This window comes from Paenibacillus sp. tmac-D7, assembly GCF_006519665.1.
Classification (GTDB): domain Bacteria; phylum Bacillota; class Bacilli; order Paenibacillales; family NBRC-103111; genus Paenibacillus_G; species Paenibacillus_G validus.
On sequence record NZ_VIDW01000044.1, the window covers coordinates 12,132 to 32,743 of the forward strand.

Here is a 20,612-nt window from a genome sequence, read left to right on the forward strand (position 1 = left end):
AAACCGATTGAAAAAAGCCCGAAACCGGTGCTGGCCGAATTTCGGGCTTAACTCATGGTGCTGTTAAAGTGATCTTTTCGTCGTTCACACCAGTAATCAAGACGGTATGCACCTTGGACAAATCGATTTCCTTACTGCCGTCAAGCATCTGACCGGCCTCGTCTTCCAGCAATCTGACGATCGGCCGATGCGGCACTTTCGCGTTGAGATCAACGACAACGCCTTTCTCGCCCGTATTCAGCGTCACGGTGACGCCGATCGGATAAATGGCGATTTTATCGCGGAACAGCTCGATCTTCGGCTTATCGAACAGCGAACCCGTACCCGTGAACAAGATCTCCATAGCCTGATGCGGGAGCATCGCTTTGCGGTACACACGGTGTGTCGTCATCGCGTCGTACGAATCGACGAGTCCGATCCAACGCGCGTATTCGTGAATTTCGTCGCCCTTTAAACCGCGAGGATAACCGCTGCCGTTCAGCCGCTCGTGATGCTGGAACGCGCAGTGTGCGGCGAGCAACGGAATGTTGGGCTCGTCCTTCAGAAATTGGAAGCCGAAATTCGTGTGACGCTTAATATGCGAGAACTCCTCATCGGTCAGCGGTTCTTTCTTGCGCAGCAACTCGGACGGAATTTGCGTCTTGCCGATGTCGTGAAGCAGCGCCCCGAGACCGAGCGTTGTCAATTCTTCTTGACCGTAGCCATCGGCCATTCCGAGCATCGTCGAGTAGATGCATACGTTAAGGGAATGCTGGTACAAATATTCGTCCATCACGCTGATGTTCGTCAGCATAATCATCGCATCTTTATTACAGCTTAAATCCTGCAGAATCAGGTCCAATAAGCTGCGAAATGTCTTGCCGAGTTGAAGGTGTCCGACGCCCTTACGTTTGACCTGATTTTCGCCGATTCTCCGGAACGACTCGCGTATTTCCGCTATCGCCCGTACCCGGGTTTCATCCGAAATGACGTCCCGAATGACCAGATCATGGGTCCGCGGGTCATCAATATAAACGTAATCAATACCATGGGATTCCAAGCGGCGAATCAAGTTTTGCGTCAGTTCGACCTGCTCCGCGAGCAGCGTTAACCCGTCCGAATTGTAAATCTTTTTGCCGAGCCTCATGCCAGGCTCCACCATGCTGATCGGAAGCAAGCGCATAGTCGTACTCACGTCTTCTTTCTAAACAAATATTTAGAAAATCCACTTACTTAGGTTTAGCCTATCGGATTCCCGGCAAAAGAGCAATATATTTTTTCAATTTCCGACATGCTTTTGTCGTTTTATCCACCGCCCGCGGCTGCTGTCCTGCAAAGCTTTCGCATTGCGCAGTTCATGAAGCAGCACGTCGCGCAAAAATTCAGGCAGGAAAAACTCAGGTTCAATACCTTGGCCGATGGATAAATATCCGATGCCGAATGTAAACATGTCGATCGTCCCGACGGTGTATAACCGATCGTCGATCATCGGCGATTCGCCTACCCGGACGCTGACGATTTTCGAGTAAGGAGCACCCTCCGGATCAAACTCGACGCTCAGTCCGTCCAGGCACAACGTGCCGAGCACTTTGCCCCGAAAGCCGAAGCCGAACAGCGGCTTATCCATAAACTCCGGCAGCAGCGATTCTTCCAGCGCTTGCCTAAGCTGCGCCCCGGTCAGCTTCAACCGGCACGGGTTGATCGGCGACGGGCAAAGCTTGAGCAGCGTACCGGCCGACACGGGCCCTTGCTGCGGGCCTCCGAGCAGTTGGCCGGCGTTCACCAAGCCGATCTCGGCGTCCACCCACCGCCGAAGACCGGCGGCCAGCAGGTTGCCAAGCGGCGATTCGCCGTACCAATCGATCGGCATATCGCGGTCGAGACGAACGACTTCCCGGGACAACGTTTCATTTGCTTGGTTCGCATACAAGTCGATGACGGCCTGCAGTTCGGGATCTCCGTTCATTTCTGCCGTCGCATGTACGCCCGCACCAACCAGCTCAAGCCGTTTCGTCTGCCGCTCGTACGCCAGATCCACCGCCCCGACGTATTGTCCATGTTTGCCTGCGGCACAAATCCAGGTCGATCCGACAGAGAGGGGCTCCGTCAACAAATGGTGCGTATGTCCGCCAAGAATGACGTCGATGCCGGGGATGTCTTCCGCTATCTTCTCGTCATGGCGAAGGCCCAGATGCGACAGCAGCACGATGATGTCCGTTTGCGGACGCAGCTCTTCTACAGCTTGACGGATCGTATCGTACGGATCGCTGATTTCCCAGCCCAGCAGCCTGTAAAAAAGCGAGAATGCGGCCGTCGCACCGATGAGACCGATGCGCAGCCCCGCTTTCTCCACGATATGCCAAGGCTTCATCCAAGCCGGAGCGGTTCCGGTTCGGGCTGCAACCATGTTGCCAAGCACAACGGGAAACCGTGCGGCTTCGCCGTACAGCCGGTCCAACACATCCGGCGTATACGTCAACCCCTCGTTATTGCCAAGCGTGACGGCATCGTATCCGGTCGCGTTAATCACCGCGATATTCGCCAATCCCTCGGTGCCTTCCGTTTCGGAACGCATCCGGTCCAAGTGATCGCCGATATCGAGCGTCAGCGTGTGCGCCTCCCCCGTATTTTCCTTCAACCGCTTGATCCATTCAGCGATCCGGGGCATCTGATCGAAATGACTGTGTATATCGTTCGTATGTAGGATACGAAGCCTGACTCGTTCTTTCGTGATACAAGCCACCTGCCTTGAATCGCAAAGCGGCGGACGCTTTGCGATAGTTTCGTTCTTAATCATTCCTAAAGCTATGCCTTTAGGTTATTTGCTTTGCCGGTTCGCCAACATCTGCTCCGGTGTCACCGTATTGGAAAATCCGAAGGTCGCTTTATCGCCTAATGCCGGATCGTACAGTAAACAAAGGCGGACGACGCTCTTGACGTTCAAACATTCGCTGCTCCCGTTCGGCACATACAGGCGAATCGGAAAGCCCTTCTGTAAAGGCTGCCCCTCCTCTTGTGCATAGAGGATAAAGGCATCCCGCAATTCGTGCCACGGAATCGTAGCTTGAAACTCATCAACCGCCGCAACCTGCAGGTGCGTCGGCTGCAGGGAAACGTCAGCCCCCTGCGCAGCGCTCCACGCCTCATACCAAGCTTGCCAATCCACCGCTTGGCCCTTTAAGCCGTTTATTCGAAGCTCCGGATCGATCGTCTCGGAGCAAACCGCAGCGAGTTCCCCGGGCGACGAATACCTTACGCTTCCTTTGGAATCGTCTACTACTTCAATCATGTCTACCTACCTCCGTTTCTTTAGAGCTTACCTGCCATTATATCACTTTTGCCCCCGGTTATGGTATGCTGATAGGTAAACGTAACGCATTAAACCGGATCGAAAACTACGAAAAACGGAGTGATCGAGTTGAAGCTGAATGTACTTTTGTTTGCCGGTCTGGCAGACCTGTTGGGCGCAAGGACAATTGAGCTTGAGACGGATTCGTCAAGCTGGACGGTAGCCGATCTGAAGGAGCAGCTGGTACGCCGTTACCCGCATGCATCTCAGGCAATATCGAACGCATATGCTGCGGTAAATCAAGAATATGCCGAAGCCTCCGCAGCTATACGCGAAGGCGACGAAATTGCCCTGATCCCGCCGGTATCCGGAGGCGAACCGGATTGGGTGGAGCTGACTCGCGAGCCGATATCCCCGGATGCCGTCACCGCCAAGGTGCTCCATCCGAATCATGGGGCGTCGCTCGCTTTTGTAGGCACGACACGGGAATGGACGCACGGGAAACGGACGGTACTGCTCGAATACGAAGCGTACGAGCCCATGGCGATCCGGACGATGAACCAGATCGCGGGTGAAATCGCCGAACGCTGGCCCGGCGCGCTGTGCGCGATCACTCATCGGCTTGGCCCGGTCGCTGTCGGCGAGATCAGCGTCGTCATCGCAGTTTCCGCCCCTCACCGCGACGCCGTGTATGAAGCGAACCGTTATGCGATCGAACGGTTGAAGCAAATCGTTCCCATCTGGAAGAAGGAGCGCTGGGAAGACGGCTCCGAATGGAAAGGACATCAGCTCGGACCGTGGAACCCTTTAGCCGGGGTTTCCGCTGCAGGCGAAGGAGGATCGGCATCATGAGCGAACGTCCGGATATCTGGCCTGAGCATATCGAGATCGACCGCGAGCGGTATTCGCGGCAAATGCTGTTCGCTCCGATCGGCGAAGCCGGTCAGGCGAAGCTGCTGCGGTCGCGGATTGCGATCGTCGGCATGGGCGCGCTCGGCACCGTGCTCGCCAATCATATGGTGCGCGCCGGCGTCGGCTTCGTCCGCCTGATCGACCGCGACTTCGTCGAACGCAGCAACCTGCAGCGCCAAATGCTGTACGACGAGGCCGATGCGGCCGCCTCGTCCCCGAAGGCGGAGGCCGGGGCAGCGCGCCTGCGGGCGACCAATTCCGGCGTAAGCATCGAACCGGTCGTCGCCGATTTGAACGTCACCAATGCCGAAGAGCTGCTGACCGACGTGCAGTTGATCCTGGACGGCTCGGACAACTTCGCCGTCCGCTTCCTGATCAACGACGTCAGCGTGAAGCACGGCATTCCGTGGATCTATGGCGGCGCGGTCAGCTCGCGCGGCGTATCGCTTACGATCGTGCCGGGCGAAACGCCCTGTCTGCGCTGCCTGTTCGGACAGCCGCCGGCACAAGGCACGACCGAGACATGCGATACGGCCGGCGTTATCGGCCCGCTCATCCATGCCGTCGCTTCGCATCAAGCAACAGAAGCGCTTAAGCTGCTCGTTGGCGCGGAGGCCGAGCGCAACCGGAAGATGGTTCACTGGGACGTTTGGTTCAACCAATTTGCCGGCGTGGACGTCAGTAAAGCGAGGAGAGCGGATTGCCCGTGCTGCGGCGAGCGCCGCTTCGAATATTTGGAGGCGGACGTGCAGGAGGATACAATCCAATCGTTGTGCGGCCGCAACTCGGTGCAAATTCAGCCGAGCCGCCCTTTGAAGCTCGCGCTTGCGGATTGGGAACGCCGGCTTGCGCCGGTCGGCCGGGTAGAGCGTAATCCGTTTCTGCTTAAGCTCCATCTCGAAACCGGCATGACGCTCGTTCTGTTTCCGGACGGCAGGCTGATCGTGCAGGGGACGGACGATCCCGTCGCGGCCAAAAGCCTCTACAGCCGTTATATCGGGATGTAAAGCCCTTATGTTCATTTCATACAAAGGAAAGTGCCGCGTCGGCTGGGACGTCGGCACTTTTTTCAATTTGCAGCTATAGGGCCACGCGCTTTGCCTTCAAAAACGTTTTTTTCCAGTAAGCTTTGTTGATATTCGTAATTTGCACGCCGTTATTCTGACTGGGCGACGCATGAATCATCTGCTGGTCGCCCATATAGATCGACACATGCCCGATCGTTTTATTGCTTTTGAACCGGCCCGGCACATAAAAAAACATCAAGTCGCCCTTGCGCAAGTTTTTACGGCTGACGGGTTCACCTTGATTGCCTTGATCACGAGCGGTCCGCTTCAATTGGATACCGGATTTACCGAATACATATTGCGTGAACGAGGAGCAGTCGAACTTCCCGGATTTCGGGTAAGGTTCAGCGCCGAACTCGTATTTTACGCCAAGATAACGTTTCGCCTGAGCGATCAGCGTATCCATGTTGATGTTCTTCAACACGGCAACCGCTTCGGGTTCCATACGTTCCGCCGAGAGAGTGTCCCCATCTTCCACCTGACCCAGCGTCGCTTTCGCTCCCGTCCCCTTGTACGGATCATTCGGATCGTCGGCAAAATCTAGCTCAGCACCCGTATTCGCCTCGTCAGGCCCATCCATACTTTCCGGCACGGTCTCTCCCGTAGCCCGTACGATCATCGATTGGCCCTGAACCTCAAAGCGAACGTCGTCCGCCAACAGGTTGCCGAGCGCGGAAACCGGAATATGGAATTGTGAATTACGCAAAATGGGCGGCTGCGGCAGCTGGACCTTGGAATCCCCGCGCTGAGCGGTCGTACTGCCCGCCTGCAGCTCATAAGCGGCGTCGTTGTCGCCGATCATGAAGGTGTTGCTGCTTTCGTTCCACTTGTGATGGAACCCGATAGCACTCGCAAGCTCCGAGCCGATCACATAGCTCACACCGTCAACGGTCTTCAACGGAATCGTCAGTATTTCTTCCGAGCCCGTCATGTGAATCGTGCTGCCGTCTCCGACATTCATCGTCTTTCCGTTATATTGCTCGCTGATCGAGCGGTCCGCATTCTGCTGTTCCCGATTCGCCAAGCTCTGCTGCCGGGTTTGCTGCTGCTCCTTGGACAGTTGGCCGCACCCGGCCGTAACGCTTAGGAGCGCTACTATCAATACCTTCATTATCATGGAACGAGTGCCGCCATTCTTCATCCTACCCACCCCTTGTCTGTCATGGAATCCAATTATCTGTTCATAGCATGAGGCAGGAGCGGCGGAGCTATGCACGGCAAGACGTTGGAAATAAAAAAGACACGCAGCGCTGCATATTCGCAGCTTGCGTGTCTTGAAGAATGAATCGGCTCGCTCCTTGCCTTAACCGATCGAGCCTTCCATCTCGAATTTAATAAGCCGGTTCATCTCGACCGCGTATTCCATCGGCAGTTCCTTCGTGAACGGTTCGATGAAGCCCATAACGATCATTTGAGTCGCTTCGGCTTCGGTTAAGCCGCGGCTCATCAAGTAGAACAATTGATCCTCGGACACTTTGGATACCGTCGCTTCGTGCTCGAGCGTAATGTTGTCGTTCATAATTTCGTTGTACGGAATGGTGTCGGACGTCGATTGATTATCCATGATCAGCGTATCGCATTTGATATTCGCCTTGGACCCTTGCGAGTTGCGGCCGAACGATGCCAAACCGCGGTAGGTTACTTTACCGCCGTGTTTACTGATCGACTTGGAAACGATTGTGGACGTCGTATCCGGCGCCAGATGCGTCATCTTCGCGCCTGCATCCTGGTGCTGGCCTTTACCGGCAACAGCGATGGAAAGCACCATGCCTTTAGCTCCGCGGCCTTTAAGAACGACAGCCGGGTATTTCATCGTCAGCTTGGAGCCGATGTTGCCGTCGACCCATTCCATCGTCGCATTTTCTTCCGCAACGGCGCGCTTCGTCACGAGGTTGTAAATGTTCGGCGCCCAGTTTTGGATCGTTGTGTAACGAACGCGGGAATCTTTCAGGCAGATGATCTCCACCACGGCGCTGTGCAGCGAGTTCGTGCTGTATACCGGAGCCGTACAGCCTTCTACATAGTGCACGAAGCTGCCTTCATCGGCAATGATGAGCGTCCGCTCGAATTGGCCCATGTTCTCGGAGTTGATGCGGAAATACGCTTGAAGCGGAATTTCCACCTTCACGCCCTTCGGTACATAGATGAAGCTGCCCCCGGACCAAACGGCGCTGTTCAGCGCTGCGAATTTATTGTCGCTCGGCGGGATGATGGTGCCGAAGAACTTTCTGAAAATTTCCGGATGCTCTCTCAAAGCCGTGTCGGTATCCATAAACAGTACGCCTTGATCTTCCAGGTCTTTCTGCATGCTGTGATAAACGACCTCGGATTCGTATTGGGCGGATACGCCGGCAAGGAATTTTTGCTCCGCTTCCGGGATACCCAGCTTGTCGAACGTTTCCTTGATCTCGGTCGGCACTTCTTCCCATGTTTTCCCTTGCTTCTCGGAAGGTTTTACATAGTATTGAATGTCGTTGAAATCGAGGTCTTCCATATTGCCGCCCCATTTCGGCATCGGCATTTTCAGGAACTGATCGAGCGATTTCAGACGAAATTCGAGCATCCATTCCGGCTCGTTCTTCATGCGGGAAATCTCGGTGACGATTTCGCGCGTCAGCCCTTTACCGCTCTGGAAGACCGCTTTGTGCTCGTCGCGAAACCCATATTTGTACTCTTCCATTTCAGGCATTTTTTTTGCCATGGCTTTCGAGCCTCCTTTAATGATCTTAGTTTGCGATGTACGCTTCCGATCAATGCTTCGCTTGTTCAATTCCTTTGCGCAGCGCGTTCCACGCGAGCGTGGCGCACTTGATCCGTGCGGGGAATTTGTTAACGCCTGACAAAGCCTCAAGATCCTCGTAGTCGAATTCGACAGGCTCGCCCTTCATCATACCGGAAAAATTGTCAGCCATCTGCAGCGCTTCTTCCAGTGTCTTGCCCTTCACGGCATCCGTCATCATCGAGGCGGAAGACAAGCTGATCGAGCAGCCGTCGCCTAGAAATTTTGCGGCTTTGACCTTACCTTCTTCGATTTGCATTTGCAGCTGAATTTTGTCGCCGCACGTCGGGTTGTTCAGATCGATGCTGACCGACTCGCCTTCGAAGCTGCCGCGGTTACGCGGGTTTTTATAATGATCCATGATGACGCGGCGGTATAAATCATCCAATTGCATGACCGAAGTACTCCTTTGTTTTGATGAGGGAAGCGATCAAACGGTCAATATCCGCTTCGTTGTTGTATAAGTAAAAGCTGGCGCGAGCCGTTGCCGTCACGTTCAACCAGCGCATCAGAGGCTGGCAGCAGTGGTGGCCGGCGCGAACGGCAATGCCGTCGGCGTCAAGCACCGTAGCCACATCGTGCGGATGCACGTCGTCGAGATTGAACGTAATGAGACCGACACGGTTCGTTTGCGGACCGTAGACGGTCAATCCGTCTACTTCCAGCATACGCTCCATTGCATAAGCGGTCAAATGTTTCTCGTGCCGTTCAATTTCATCGAGACCGATGCTTTCGAGGAAATCGATCGCGGCCGCGAGTCCGACGGCGCCGGCAATAATCGGCGTACCGCCTTCGAACTTCCACGGCAGCTCCTTCCACGTCGAGTCGAACAACCCGACATGATCGATCATTTCGCCGCCGAATTCGACCGGCTCCATCTCCTGGAGCAGTTCCTTCTTGCCGTACAAGGCTCCGAAGCCTGTCGGTCCGCACATCTTATGTGAGGAGAAGGCGTAGAAATCGCAATCCAGATCCTGCACGTCGACCTTCTTGTGCGGCGTGCTTTGGGCGCCGTCGACGAGAATTTTGGCGCCATGACGGTGGGCGATCGCGGCAACTTCCTTCACCGGATTCACTACACCGAGCACGTTGGAGACGTACGTAATCGAGACGAACTTCGTTTTCTCGGTAATCGTCTTCTCCACATCCGCCAAATGAATGGTGCCGTCCTGCTGCAGCGGCATATATTTCAGCGAGGCGCCGGTCGCTTTCGCGACCTGCTGCCACGGGATAAGATTGCTGTGATGCTCCATCGGGGTAATGACAATTTCGTCTCCCGGTCCGCATACCGCTTTCGCATAGCTCGATGCCGCCAGATTGATCGCCGTCGTTGTACCCCGCGTGAAGATGATTTCTTCCGCAGAACGGGCGTTCAAGAAACGCCGGACCTTCTCGCGAGCGCCCTCATAGGCGTCCGTTGCTCTTGAACCGAGGGTGTGTACGCCGCGATGCACGTTGGCGTTGTCCCACTCGTAATATTTTTTCACGGCTTCGATGACGGATACCGGCTTCTGCGACGTCGCCGCAGAATCCAGATACACGAGCGGATGGCCGTTAATTTCTTGGTTCAAGATGGGAAACTGACTCCGGATCTCCGTGTTCATTGTCCCAACTTCCTTTCGACGAGTCGTTGCAGCTGCGAGCGGATTTGCTCCAGCGGAATTTCGGTAACGACCGGATCCAAAAATCCGTAGATGATAAGGCGCTGCGCTTCTTCGCGTGAAATACCGCGGGACATCAGGTAGTACACTTGCTCCGGATTTACTTGTCCGACGGATGCCGCATGGCCTGCCGTTACATCATCTTCGTCGATCAGCAGGATCGGATTCGCGTCGCCGCGGGATTTAGGGCTGAGCATCAGCACTTTCTCCGTTTGCTCGCCGTTCGCTTTGGTCGCGCCGTGTTCGATCTTCGTGATGCCGTTGATGATCGCCGTCGCTTCGTCGCGCATGACCGCACGGGTAATCATGTTACTGTCGGAGCTTTTGCCGAAATGAACGGCGCGTGTCGTCACGTTCAGCTTCTGATCGTTCGTGCCGACACAGATTACTTTGGCGTCCGAGATCGAGCCGTTTCCTTTCAGAATCGACGTCGTATCGGACATTGCATTGCCGTAATGCATCTCCCCGACGATCCATTCGATTTGCGCATCGTTCTCCAGCAGCGCGCGGCGGTAAGTCAGATCCGTGACGGACTCGTTCAAGTTATGAACCGAAGCAAAGGTTACTTTCGCGCCCGGCTTCGCGACAATTTCCACAACGCCGTTCTGCACAAGACCGTTCAGGCTGCCTTCGGATACGAAGTTGTCCACGTAAGTAACGGAAGCATGCTGCTCGGCAACGATCAGCACGTGCGGCGAGAAGCTCGCTTCGCCGTCGTCGGTCAGGAACAAAGCCTGCACCGGAACGTCGACTGCAACGTTCTTCGGCACGTACAGGAATACGCCGCCGCTCCAAAGCGCCGCATGCAGCGCCGTCAAACGGTTCTCCTCCTTGCCGACTACGCTCATAAAATGTGATTTCACCAGATCGCCGTGCGTCTCCAGCGCTTCCTCCAGACTGGAGAAAATAACGCCCTGCTGCTTAAGCGTGTCCGACAGACGGCTGTAAACGACGCCGGAATTGCGCTGTATAATCAGGTTGTCCTGCGTGCCTTCGCCGCCGACGGACAGCAGAGACTTGGCGGATTCCGGAAGCGCCTCAAGCGTTGCCAACGCATCCGGCTTTTTATAAGTGCCGAAGGAAGTCAAATTCCAACGGTCGATTCTTGTTTTTTCCAATACGGGCCAATCGAGCGTTCCTGCGAGTTCAAGCGCCTGTTCACGCAAAGACGTCATCCATTCGGGTTCTTTCCGTGCTTTGGACTGCTCCACCAAGCTTACGCGGTCGATCGGAAGAGTTTGTGTGCTCATCAGTTAATTTCCTCCTGTCCCTCCCGGGTCGCTTATTGGTATTTCGGAGCCGTCGTATTCATCGGGATTTTGAACTCTTCTTCAGTACCCCCGACGGTTTCGTCGACGATGCCGAGCTCTTCCTTCACCCAGTCATAGCCTTCGTTCTCAAGACGTTCTGCGAGCTCAGGACCCCCGGATTTCACGATGCGGCCTTGCATCATCACGTGGACAAAGTCCGGTTTAATGTAGTTCAAGAGACGTTGGTAGTGCGTGATGATCAAGAAGCCGCGATCTTCGGAACGCATAGCGTTTACACCGTTTGCTACGATGCGCAGGGCGTCGATGTCAAGGCCGGAGTCGATCTCGTCAAGAATGACGATTCTCGGGTCGAGCATCAGCATTTGCAAAATTTCATTGCGCTTTTTCTCCCCGCCGGAGAAGCCTTCGTTCAGGTAGCGGTGCATGAACTCAGGGTTCATTTCCAGTTCCTTCATCTTGCCTTCCATCAGACGGATAAATTTAATCAGCGAAATTTCGCTGCCTTCCTCACGGCGTGCGTTGATCGCGCTGCGCAGGAAGTCGGCGTTCGTGACACCGGTAATTTCGCTCGGATACTGCATCGCCAGGAACAAGCCCGCGCGCGCTCTTTCGTCGGTCGCCATTTCCAGCACGTCTTCGCCGTCAAGCACGACCGAGCCTGCGGTCACCTCGTATTTCGGATGACCCATCAGCGTGGATGCCAGCGTACTTTTACCCGTACCGTTCGGACCCATAATGGCGTGAACTTCGCCGCCTTTAATTTCAAGGCTGAGGCCCTTCAAAATTTCTTTGCCTTCAATTGCCGCTTTCAAGCCCTCTATTTGAAAATGAGGAGAATTTGCCATGTGTAGTTGCCTCCGTGCTTCCCTGTATTTTTTGGAATTGTTTTCTCTTTAGAATCATTCTAAACTGATTCTCAATGATTCTCAATCATAATATACTATTAAATCTTACCATTTGGAATCAATAAATACCTAGACGCGCGATTTTTGGCGTAAATTCTTTGTTTTTAGCCGTTTAACGCCGTTTTCACTTCGTCGACCCGTTTGGCGAACGCCTCATCGCTTAATACGGGCGTACGCGCCGCCGCATGCAGCCGCTCGGCAGGCAGCCCGATCCACGACTTGCATCCGTTATATTCGGGTAAAATCGGTACCCGAACCGGCTCGTCCAACGTATGTACCCGCAGCAGCATGACATGCAGCGGCTTCGTCCGCTTCCACTTCAGCCGTTCTTCCGCGAACCTGTCTGTCCAGATATGAAACGATCTCAGCTTGTCCAGCTGTTCTTGCGAGTCGATAAGGATGTCCTCGGCCAGCTCGGCATAACAACGGACCGTCAGCTCGGACTGTTCCCGGTTCCAGGCCGAAGCTAACGCTTCGACGCGCGGCGCGTACGGCGGCTTCACCAGCTCCTGCCGCTGGTGCTCGTAGGTCGGATACAGATAGAAACTGTCGCTCTCTACTTCGAAGTCCCTCGTCTCTTCACGAATGCCTCCCTTGCGCATGATCAGGATTTGCTTTCCTTGTTCCAACGCTTCTACGGCTACAGCCCATTCCTTCAATCCGATGACTTCGCTCAAGGTCGCTTCCCCCCCCCTCACCTGTCAGTTAACCATTCTGATATTATAGTTTTTTAACCAAAACAATGCAATTCCGAACCGGCATAAAATCGATCTCATTAATTGATGCTAATAGGGCTACATCATTACGAGATGCAAGGAGGGTGAAGGACCATGCGCGAAGGTCTTATTCCAGCAGTATTAGGCACGGCTGTCACGGCGTCCGGCGCCGCTCTTCGCAACAAGTATCCGATGGCTGCCGCTGCAGTCTTCGGCTTCGGTCTCGCTCACGTTGTGCTTGGCGCGATCGATTTGGTGGAGCATCGCAACAGATCGTCCTTCTAGGACGATGCGCGGCCCGAACGCCGCCAAGCGGAAAAGGGAAGGCGTTCGCCCTCCCTTTTCCTGCCTGTTTATTACGGGTTTGATTCCTTACATACATCCGCTACTTATTCGTTATACGCTCCAGCTGCTGCAGGTTCGCTTTCATAGGATTGGCGCCGGAATCCATCGACGGATCGTCGCGCAGAGCCGCGGCAAACCCCAGCGCCGTCAGGACCGCGAGCGAAGCTAACGCAAGCAGCGCTCTTTGCAGCATCTTAATCACATCCATCGACCTCCGGAATAAGAGCCAGAAATGAACTTTTGTAAGTATCAGTTTGATAAACAAGCGTTACGGGAGGATTACCGCGGTGTGAATTTTTTGTTAAAACGCCGGACCTGCTTGGCCTCGCCCCGTTTTCCGCTATTCCAACCGACATCAAATTGCTTTATACTGATACAATGACTGATACAATGAAAAGTTTTTCTAGTGTAAAAGGAGGAATTCATCTCATGCCCGGTTATCATGCACTTTCCGAAGCCCAAGCCATTGAATACGCCCGCTCCATACCTGACTTGTTCTCCAAGAACAGCGAGTTGGTCTGCCGGGAAATCGGCGACGGCAACTTAAATTTAGTGTTTCATATTTCTGAACCTGCTTCCGGTAAAAGCATTATTCTCAAGCAGGCGCTGCCTTATGCAAAGGTCGTAGGCGAATCTTGGCCGCTGACCCTCGACCGCGCCCGGATCGAGAGCGAAGCGCTTATCATTCAGGGCAAGCTGTGCCCGGACCTGGTTCCGCACGTATATGCGTATGAGCCGGATTTGGCACTGACCGTCATGCAGGATTTGAGCGACCACGTCATTATGCGCAAAGGCTTGATGGACGGCAATCGGTATCCGCTTTTCGCCGGACATATCGCGACTTTCCTGGCGCATACGCTTTTTTACACGTCCGATCTCGGGATGAACCAGCAGCAGAAGAAAGAACAGGTGAAGCGGTTCATCAACCCGGAGCTTTGCAAAATTACGGAAGATTTGATTTTCGACGATCCGTATACCGATTCGCCGAATAATAACGTGCCCCCGGCGATCCGCGACGCGGTCGAAGCCGTTTGGAAGGATCAGGCCTTACACTTGGAGGTTGCTATATTGCGCGGGAAATTTTTAACCCATGCGCAATCGCTGCTGCACGGCGATTTACATACCGGCAGCATCTTCATTAAAGCGGACTCGACGAAAGTGATCGACCCGGAATTCGCCTATTACGGACCTATGGGCTTCGATATCGGCGCCGTTCTCGCCAACCTGCTGCTCAACTTCGCCTCTCAGGAAGGCTGGAGCGCAGACGCCGACTCCCGTAAATCGTACCGCGCTTACTTGACGCAAACCATTCGCGACATCTGGACCAAGTTCGAAGCGGAATTCCGTTCGCTTTGGAACGAGCATGGCGTCGACCGCGTGTCGAAGACGGCCGGCTATCAGGATTGGTACATGAAGGAAGTGCTCCGCGATACGTTCGGGTTTACCGGCAGCAAGATGGTGCGCCGCGTGCACGGTCTGGCCCAGGTGGCCGACATCAATAAGCTGGAGGACGAAGCTGCGAAAGAACGCGCCCAGCGCATCGCGCTGGCGATCGGAACTTCGCTGATCAAGTTTAACCGGCAGGCGGATTCGATCGAGCAGTTGATCGAAATCGCGGATAAGGCCGTCCATTAATAAAAGCGGAGTTATAAGGGCCTGCCAGGCCATGAGCCCAAGCGGTTCGGTACGTCACAAAGCGCAAGATCCGTTTGCGGATGCTTGGGCATAAGTAAAAAGCAGCGACGGATCGCCCAAATGTTGCGGGGATAGGTGCAGCACTTGGGCGTCCGTCTAAGCGGGAAGTTTGCATAGCCGTTTGCATACCAAAGTACGCTTAAGGTGAGCGATCACCCGGTAAGGAGAGAATGGACGATGACGACACAACAAACACCTGCGGCCGATTGGCTGCAATCGGTTCGCTGGAACTCGCTGGAGGACCGGCTCGATCTGCTCGATCAAAGGCTGCTGCCCGATGAGATCGTATATTTGGAGCTGACGACGGCGAAGCAAGTATGGGATGCGATTAAGCAGCTCGCCGTACGGGGCGCGCCTGCCATCGGCATCGCGGCCGCATTCGGGGTATACCTGGGCGTCCGGTCGTTCGACGGCAGCCGCGAAGCGTTACTGGCGGAAGTCGGCCGCCAATGCGATTATTTGGCGACGAGCCGTCCGACGGCAGTCAATTTGTTCTGGGCGCTGGACCGGATGCGGGCGCGGGCGGAAGCGCTGTTAGGCGCATCCGGCGAGGGCGTGGAGACGGAGGCGGCCAAGCGCGCGCTTCTGGACGAGGCCGCTGCGATTCAGGCCGAGGATGAGGAAACGTGCCGCCTGATCGGCGAGCACGCGCTTGAGTTGTTCGAGGACGGCATGGGCGTCCTCACGCACTGCAACGCAGGAGGCCTCGCCACGGCGCGGTACGGCACGGCGCTGGCGCCGATGTACCTTGCCAAGGAGAAAGGCATCGCGCTGAAGGTGTTCGCCGACGAAACGCGTCCGGTACTGCAGGGCGCACGTTTAACGGCGTTCGAGCTGCAGCAGGCCGGCGTCGACGTGACGCTGATCTGCGACAACATGGCCGGCGCCGTGATGGCTAAAGGCTGGGTGCAGGCCGTTATCGTAGGCACAGACCGCGTCGCCGCGAACGGCGATGTGGCCAACAAGATCGGCACATACAGCGTTGCGGTGCTCGCCAAAGCGCACGGTATCCCGTTCTATGTCGCCTGCCCGATGTCGACCATTGATCTGAACACGCCGAGCGGCGCAGACATTCCGATCGAGGAACGGCACGAAGACGAAATTACGCAAGGCTTCGGCAAACGAACCGCTCCGGTCGGCGTCAAAGTGTACAACCCCGCGTTCGACGTGACGCCGAACGAGTACGTGACCGCGATCATTACGGAAAAAGGCGTCGTTCGCGCACCGTATGGCGAGAACCTGAAAAAGCTGTTTACCTGACTGAAAGTGTCGAGCTTACGGACCTGGCAGACCTAGTAAAGCTTGGGCTCGCGACCGGCGGGCCTCTCGCTCCCTGCGAAAACAGCGGAACTCTAGCAGCCGATTCTTGTGATTAGCCATCCGCTATTGTATCCTTTGTAACCATGCATAAGGTCGCTGCTTTCCTCGCGGAATGGCAGCGGCCTTTTTAATTATCTCTCCTCCAAAGGCGGCCCCGCCTTCATAGGAGAGGATGCCGCGGAAATCGGTAAAGTCAATGGAAGAAGCTGTTGTAAAGCGATCCTGTTTGGGATATGATAAGTATGAATATGAAAAATATTTTCTTAAATATATGACGTTTTAGGTAAAATTTTTTTAATATATGAATACAGGGTGATCCTATGTCCGGCATTTTACAAGCGATACGCGAAAGTCAGGGGCAGATGAACCGCAAGGAGCAGGAGCTTGCGCAATATGTGCTGGAGCACCCGCATGAGGCGGTCCAATCCAGCATAACCGAGCTTGCCGACCGTTCGGGAACGAGCACGGCAACGGTTTCGCGCTTTTGCCGCAATCTGATGTTCAAAGGGCTCAGCGACTTTCGCATGAAGCTGGGCGCAGAGCTCGCGGTAACGCCCACCCATTCGACGTACCAAGATATCGTGGCGGGCAATTCGCTGCACAGCATCGTTCAGGCGATCGAGATGAACCATATCCGCTCCATCTCGGATACGACGCGCCAGCTCGATCTTCAGGCGGTGCAGCAAGCGGTCGGCGCGCTCCGGGCGGCGAAACGAATCGATCTGTACGGTGTGGCCACCTCCGGCATCGTCGCGCTCGATTTTCAGCAGAAGCTTGTCCGCATAGGGATCATGGCGCACTACTGGCCGGACTCCCACATGCAAATAACGTCCGCCTCCAGCTTGGAGGAAGGCGACGTAGCGGTCGCCATCTCGTATTCCGGCGATACCGTGGAGACGTACGATGCGCTGTTATGCGCCAAAGAACGCGGCGCCGTCACCCTCTCGCTGACGAAGTTCGGCTCCAACCGGATTTCGCAAGCCGCCGATATCCGGCTATTCGCCTCCTCCTTAGAGGAGGGCATGCGCCGCGGCGATATGGCGTCGCGCATCGCGCAGCTGCATGTGGTCGATATTTTATTCACGGCGCTCGTCAGCGAAGACTTCGACGACTATGTGCCCCAGCTTGAACAATCGTTCCAGCAAGTGAAAAAATACCGGAAAGAAAAAGGGAGATGAGCTTATGAATATCATAAAGTTCGAAACCCAGGAAGCGTTAAACGAAGCCGGCTCCGGTATCATCGTCAGCCTGCTGCAAACGAATCCGCGCGCAAAGCTGGGACTTGCGACAGGCGGTACACCCGTGGGCATCTATAAGAAGCTTGTGAGTGCCTGCAAGCAAGGCACCGTCAGCTTCGGCAAGGCGTCTTCGTTCAACCTCGACGAATATGTCGGTCTCGACCGGAACCATGCGGCAAGCTACTACGCATTCATGCAGGAGCAGCTGCTCGCGCACGTGGATATCGCCCCCGAACGGTGCCATATCCCGAACGGAATGGCCGCCGACCTCGAGGCCGAATGCCTCCGGTACGAAGCGCTTCTGGAGCAGGTCGGACAGATCGACCTGCAATTGCTCGGGCTCGGGCACAACGGGCACATCGGCTTCAACGAGCCGGACGGCGCACTTATTCGCGGCACGCATGTGGTCGAGCTGCGCGAGCAGACGCGTGCGGCCAACGCCCGCTTCTTCGACACCCCGGAGCAAGTGCCGACGAAGGCGATTACGATGGGGGTCGGCACCATTTTGAAAGCGAAAATGATTCTGCTCGTTGTTCACGGCAAAGATAAGGCGGAAATCGTCAAACAAGCCCTGCAAGGTCCGATTACGACGGAATGTCCGGCTTCGCTGCTGCAAACTCATCCGAATGTGGCCGTTCTGTTGGATGCGGAAGCGGGGAGCTTATTATCATGAAAAGCGCAAATTGGAGTACGCTTATCGTTAACGCCCAGGTCGTCAAGGAGAACGAGACGATCCGCGACGGATACGTGGCGATTAACGGCGAAGGACGGATCGCCGCCGCCGGGCCGATGGACGGCTTGGATGAACGGCAGGCGAACACAGCCCTGCAGAGCGTCGATGCGGCAGGCAGCTGGCTGCTGCCCGGCTTTATCGACGTTCATGTGCATGGCGGGTACGGGTACGATTTCATGGAGGCGACGAAAGAAGCGATCGACGGCATTACGAAGTTTCATAACAGCCAAGGCACAACGACGCTTCTCGCCACGACCGTTACCCAATCGCGCGAAGCGATCGAAGCCGTGCTGCGAGCCGCAGACGCCTACAGGAAGGCCGGTTCCCCTTATGCGCGATTGGGCGGCGTTCATCTGGAAGGACCGTTCATCAGCCCCAAATGGCCCGGCGCGCAAAACCCGAGCTTCATCGTCGATCCGCAAGCCGACTGGCTCGATGCCTGGACGGAGGAATTCCCGGGTCTGATCCGGATGATGACGCTGGCCCCGGAGCGCGAGAACGCGCTTCCGCTTATTCGGCGCTTGACGGATCAAGGCATCGTGGCCTCCGCAGGACACACCGATGCAACCTATGATCAAATGGTGGAAGCGACGCGTTACGGTCTGCGCCACGCCGTTCATACGTTTAACGCCATGACCGGACTCCACCATCGCAATCCCGGCGTTGTCGGCGCCGTACTGACCGAAGAGGTCATCAACGCCGAAGTGATCGCAGACGGGCATCATGTCCACCCGGCCGCCATTAAACTGTTGACGCTGGCGAAACGGAAGGACAACCTGCTGCTCATTACGGATGCGATGTCGGCCGCAGGTCTCGGCAGCGGCGAATACGACCTCGGCGGCCTTCCGGTCATCGTGGATGACGGCGTCGCCCGGTTGAAAGCAGGCAACACTTTGGCCGGCAGCACGCTGACCATGATCCAGGCGCTGCGCTTCATGGTCGAGCGGGTCGGCCTGAGCGTCGAGGAAGCGAGCAGGCTGGCCAGCCACAATCCGGCCAAAGCGATCGGCTGTCTGGAGCAAACCGGGACGATCTCCGAAGGCAAGCTGGCCGATTTGCTGCTGGTATCGCCGCAGCTGCAGATCGGGCGCGTCTGGGTCGAAGGCCATGCGACAACGAGCGAATAATTAGTGCGGCCGGCTTTGGGGCCATGCTGCGGTTACAGCCATAAAACGTGCGGATTTTTGATTTTTCCCGGACGTTTTTTGGGGCTGTCATGAAAGCAATGCGCACCGCTTGATGCGGCAACAAAAAAACCGGCCGTCTCGCTGCAAGCGAAACGCCGGATCGCACTCGGTCATCACAGGACCCCCTTAATTTTCACGAAACTGCTGGGTGATGATATAGTATCTCAGCTTATTCAAGTCGGACGGCGAAATCGCGTGAATCTCCGCGCCGTAACGAATCGTACGCTCTTGAATATGTGCGTATCGAACGATGATTTTCGGGTGAATCGCCTCGTCGTCGCAGATGATCATGGTGTCGTACACATGGTTCATTTTAACCGAAAAATCGTTGACCTCGAAACCGAATCCCAAGCGGCTTAGCGAGCAGTAACGAACCGCCGTCGTTTTGAAATCGTCGTTGATCGTGCCGTAGGTGTTCAGTTTATAGCTGGAGAAGGATACATCTTCATCCCGGTACATATCGTAGTTGGTATCGCGCTGGGCTTGGATCTTGAACACTTCCGAATCGGCCGGAACCAGGACCAGCTTGCTCCAGGATACCTGCAGCACACGCATCTGCACGCGCTCTTGAAAATTGAAACAGATCACCGAATCTCCGCCGATAATCGTCGAAGGCTCCTCGAAGGAGACTTCCATCAAATCCGATCCTGCGTAAGAAACGCATCCGTTGTAAACTTTACCTTTGTGGAGAAGCTGCATAACTTTCATTCCTGTCACCCTCCTTGCTTGATACTTATACTATAACCGGGATTCTTTCAGAAAGTTTCAGTCAAATATTAGGAGTTTATTAGATTAGGAGAAATTGAAGAAAAGTGTCTGTCGAATGCCGTCGAATAATCTTCAATCCTCCTGTCTCCTCTCCTTTATTTGTCTTCACTACGGCTCCGTCTCCTAAGTGTGCAACAAAAAAAGACCGTTATCTACGGTCTATGGAAGCTATGACAGGTGTGAGAGTGCGATAGGTCCCGGGCCTTTGGCCGCGCATGACGATCGGCCTATACGAGCGGATGAAAGAGGCGCAGCCCGAACCGCGTATGCACGCACGTACGCCGAAACGCGTTCGCCTGCACGCAGCATCTGTACCGAACGCAGGGCATCTGCCTCTGTCCGTTCGGACACGATTCCCCGGACTGGAGAACGTCATGGCGGCCATCTGCCGCATACAGCGCTATTTCCAACGGAAACCGGGGTTATTTGATGATGACCGCATAGACGTTGCCGGGCCCGTGAATGCCAATCGTCAGATCGTTCTCGATATCGGCGCTGCGGCTCGGACCGGTAATCAGGTTGATCGAGGAGGCGTACTGTTCCGGCGTCTCGGTTCCTCTGCTCAGGTGCGCGAACGCTTCGCCCATCCGCGTGACGAGCTGGTCGGCGCGGAACACCGCGAACAGAGTGCTCGTCAGCAGGCTGACCGAACGGCCGCGGTGCGGCGAGCATTGCAGCACAAGCGTAGCCGTGCCTGCGACGGCGTAATCCGGCCAGACGACGCCGAGCTCGCAGCGCTCCGTACGG

General features: G+C 55.4%; 21 protein-coding genes. 8 read left to right on the plus strand and 13 right to left on the minus strand.

From position 1 onward, the window contains the following. Positions 1 to 52 precede the first annotated feature (52 nt). From FKP33_RS22005 to FKP33_RS22015, 3 genes are all read right to left on the minus strand, one after another. Positions 53 to 1,162, minus strand: coding sequence for an HD-GYP domain-containing protein (locus FKP33_RS22005; RefSeq protein ID WP_054797854.1), 1,110 nt, complete (start codon positions 1,160 to 1,162; stop codon positions 53 to 55). Positions 1,163 to 1,258: 96 nt separating this feature from the next. Then, a complete protein-coding gene (locus FKP33_RS22010; protein ID WP_258313524.1) occupies positions 1,259 to 2,776 on the minus strand; it encodes a bifunctional metallophosphatase/5'-nucleotidase in 1,518 nt (505 codons plus the stop codon). Between the two features lie 21 nt (positions 2,777 to 2,797). After that, positions 2,798 to 3,268 carry a molybdopterin-binding protein gene (locus FKP33_RS22015; protein WP_054797853.1) on the minus strand — a complete coding sequence of 157 codons (471 nt, stop codon included), beginning with the start codon at positions 3,266 to 3,268 and terminating at the stop codon, positions 2,798 to 2,800. A gap of 129 nt (positions 3,269 to 3,397) precedes the next feature. Between FKP33_RS22015 and moaD the strand changes: the two genes are divergently transcribed. Both moaD and FKP33_RS22025 read left to right on the plus strand, forming a co-directional pair. Next, on the plus strand, positions 3,398 to 4,120 hold the full coding sequence (moaD, locus tag FKP33_RS27995) for a molybdopterin converting factor subunit 1 (RefSeq protein ID WP_127609073.1): 723 nt from the start codon (positions 3,398 to 3,400) through the stop codon (positions 4,118 to 4,120). Beyond that, the gene (locus FKP33_RS22025; RefSeq protein ID WP_127609072.1) at positions 4,117 to 5,187 is read left to right on the plus strand and encodes a ThiF family adenylyltransferase; all 1,071 of its coding nucleotides are present in this window, start codon (positions 4,117 to 4,119) and stop codon (positions 5,185 to 5,187) included. The genes moaD and FKP33_RS22025 overlap by 4 nt, the downstream gene beginning before the upstream one ends. A gap of 73 nt (positions 5,188 to 5,260) precedes the next feature. Here the strand turns inward: FKP33_RS22025 and FKP33_RS22030 are convergent, their stop codons facing one another. The 7 genes from FKP33_RS22030 to FKP33_RS22060 form a co-directional block, all read right to left on the minus strand. Continuing rightward, positions 5,261 to 6,364, minus strand: a complete 1,104-nt coding sequence (locus FKP33_RS22030) for a C40 family peptidase (RefSeq protein ID WP_141336375.1) — start codon at positions 6,362 to 6,364, stop codon at positions 5,261 to 5,263. Positions 6,365 to 6,550: 186 nt separating this feature from the next. Beyond that, positions 6,551 to 7,948, minus strand: a complete 1,398-nt coding sequence (sufB, locus tag FKP33_RS22035; protein WP_127609070.1) for a Fe-S cluster assembly protein SufB — start codon at positions 7,946 to 7,948, stop codon at positions 6,551 to 6,553. 49 nt (positions 7,949 to 7,997) lie between these two features. Further along, positions 7,998 to 8,420: a Fe-S cluster assembly sulfur transfer protein SufU gene (sufU, locus tag FKP33_RS22040; RefSeq protein ID WP_141336376.1), complete on the minus strand. Its 423-nt coding sequence runs from the start codon at positions 8,418 to 8,420 to the stop codon at positions 7,998 to 8,000. Continuing rightward, positions 8,407 to 9,630: a cysteine desulfurase gene (locus FKP33_RS22045; protein WP_127609069.1), complete on the minus strand. Its 1,224-nt coding sequence runs from the start codon at positions 9,628 to 9,630 to the stop codon at positions 8,407 to 8,409. The genes sufU and FKP33_RS22045 overlap by 14 nt, the downstream gene beginning before the upstream one ends. Beyond that, on the minus strand, positions 9,627 to 10,937 hold the full coding sequence (gene sufD, locus FKP33_RS22050) for a Fe-S cluster assembly protein SufD (protein WP_141336377.1): 1,311 nt from the start codon (positions 10,935 to 10,937) through the stop codon (positions 9,627 to 9,629). Before sufD ends, FKP33_RS22045 begins: the two co-directional genes overlap by 4 nt. Positions 10,938 to 10,969: 32 nt before the next feature. Further along, entirely contained in the window at positions 10,970 to 11,803 is an 834-nt protein-coding gene (gene sufC / locus FKP33_RS22055; protein ID WP_054800154.1) for a Fe-S cluster assembly ATPase SufC, read from the minus strand. 164 nt (positions 11,804 to 11,967) lie between these two features. Beyond that, positions 11,968 to 12,540 carry a DUF1802 family protein gene (locus FKP33_RS22060; RefSeq protein ID WP_054797850.1) on the minus strand — a complete coding sequence of 191 codons (573 nt, stop codon included), beginning with the start codon at positions 12,538 to 12,540 and terminating at the stop codon, positions 11,968 to 11,970. A 153-nt stretch (positions 12,541 to 12,693) separates the two neighbouring features. Between FKP33_RS22060 and FKP33_RS22065 the strand changes: the two genes are divergently transcribed. Then, a complete protein-coding gene (locus FKP33_RS22065) occupies positions 12,694 to 12,864 on the plus strand; it encodes a hypothetical protein (protein ID WP_054797849.1) in 171 nt (56 codons plus the stop codon). 100 nt (positions 12,865 to 12,964) lie between these two features. On the opposite strand, the gene FKP33_RS27300 is transcribed toward FKP33_RS22065, so the two are convergent. Beyond that, the gene (locus FKP33_RS27300; RefSeq protein WP_164751915.1) at positions 12,965 to 13,126 is read right to left on the minus strand and encodes a hypothetical protein; all 162 of its coding nucleotides are present in this window, start codon (positions 13,124 to 13,126) and stop codon (positions 12,965 to 12,967) included. 227 nt (positions 13,127 to 13,353) lie between these two features. Between FKP33_RS27300 and mtnK the strand changes: the two genes are divergently transcribed. The 5 genes from mtnK to nagA all read left to right on the plus strand — a co-directional run bounded on the left by mtnK (position 13,354) and on the right by nagA (position 19,037). Continuing rightward, positions 13,354 to 14,559 (plus strand): S-methyl-5-thioribose kinase, encoded by a 1,206-nt coding sequence (mtnK, locus tag FKP33_RS22070; protein WP_141336378.1) that lies wholly within the window; start codon positions 13,354 to 13,356, stop codon positions 14,557 to 14,559. Positions 14,560 to 14,796: 237 nt separating this feature from the next. After that, a complete protein-coding gene (gene mtnA, locus FKP33_RS22075) occupies positions 14,797 to 15,879 on the plus strand; it encodes an S-methyl-5-thioribose-1-phosphate isomerase (protein WP_127609066.1) in 1,083 nt (360 codons plus the stop codon). 380 nt (positions 15,880 to 16,259) lie between these two features. Next, positions 16,260 to 17,117, plus strand: coding sequence for a MurR/RpiR family transcriptional regulator (locus FKP33_RS22080; RefSeq protein WP_127609065.1), 858 nt, complete (start codon positions 16,260 to 16,262; stop codon positions 17,115 to 17,117). Between the two features lie 4 nt (positions 17,118 to 17,121). Next, positions 17,122 to 17,850: a glucosamine-6-phosphate deaminase gene (gene nagB / locus FKP33_RS22085; RefSeq protein ID WP_141336379.1), complete on the plus strand. Its 729-nt coding sequence runs from the start codon at positions 17,122 to 17,124 to the stop codon at positions 17,848 to 17,850. Continuing rightward, the gene (nagA, locus tag FKP33_RS22090) at positions 17,847 to 19,037 is read left to right on the plus strand and encodes an N-acetylglucosamine-6-phosphate deacetylase (RefSeq protein ID WP_141336380.1); all 1,191 of its coding nucleotides are present in this window, start codon (positions 17,847 to 17,849) and stop codon (positions 19,035 to 19,037) included. Before nagB ends, nagA begins: the two co-directional genes overlap by 4 nt. Before the next feature lie 186 nt (positions 19,038 to 19,223). Here nagA and FKP33_RS22095 read toward each other — a convergent pair whose 3' ends face one another. Together FKP33_RS22095 and FKP33_RS22100 are read right to left on the minus strand one after the other, a co-directional pair. After that, positions 19,224 to 19,805, minus strand: a complete 582-nt coding sequence (locus FKP33_RS22095; protein ID WP_141336381.1) for a hypothetical protein — start codon at positions 19,803 to 19,805, stop codon at positions 19,224 to 19,226. Between the two features lie 482 nt (positions 19,806 to 20,287). After that, positions 20,288 to 20,612, minus strand: a 325-nt coding sequence (locus FKP33_RS22100) for a LutC/YkgG family protein (RefSeq protein ID WP_181410240.1), incomplete at its 5' end; no start/stop codon positions are given.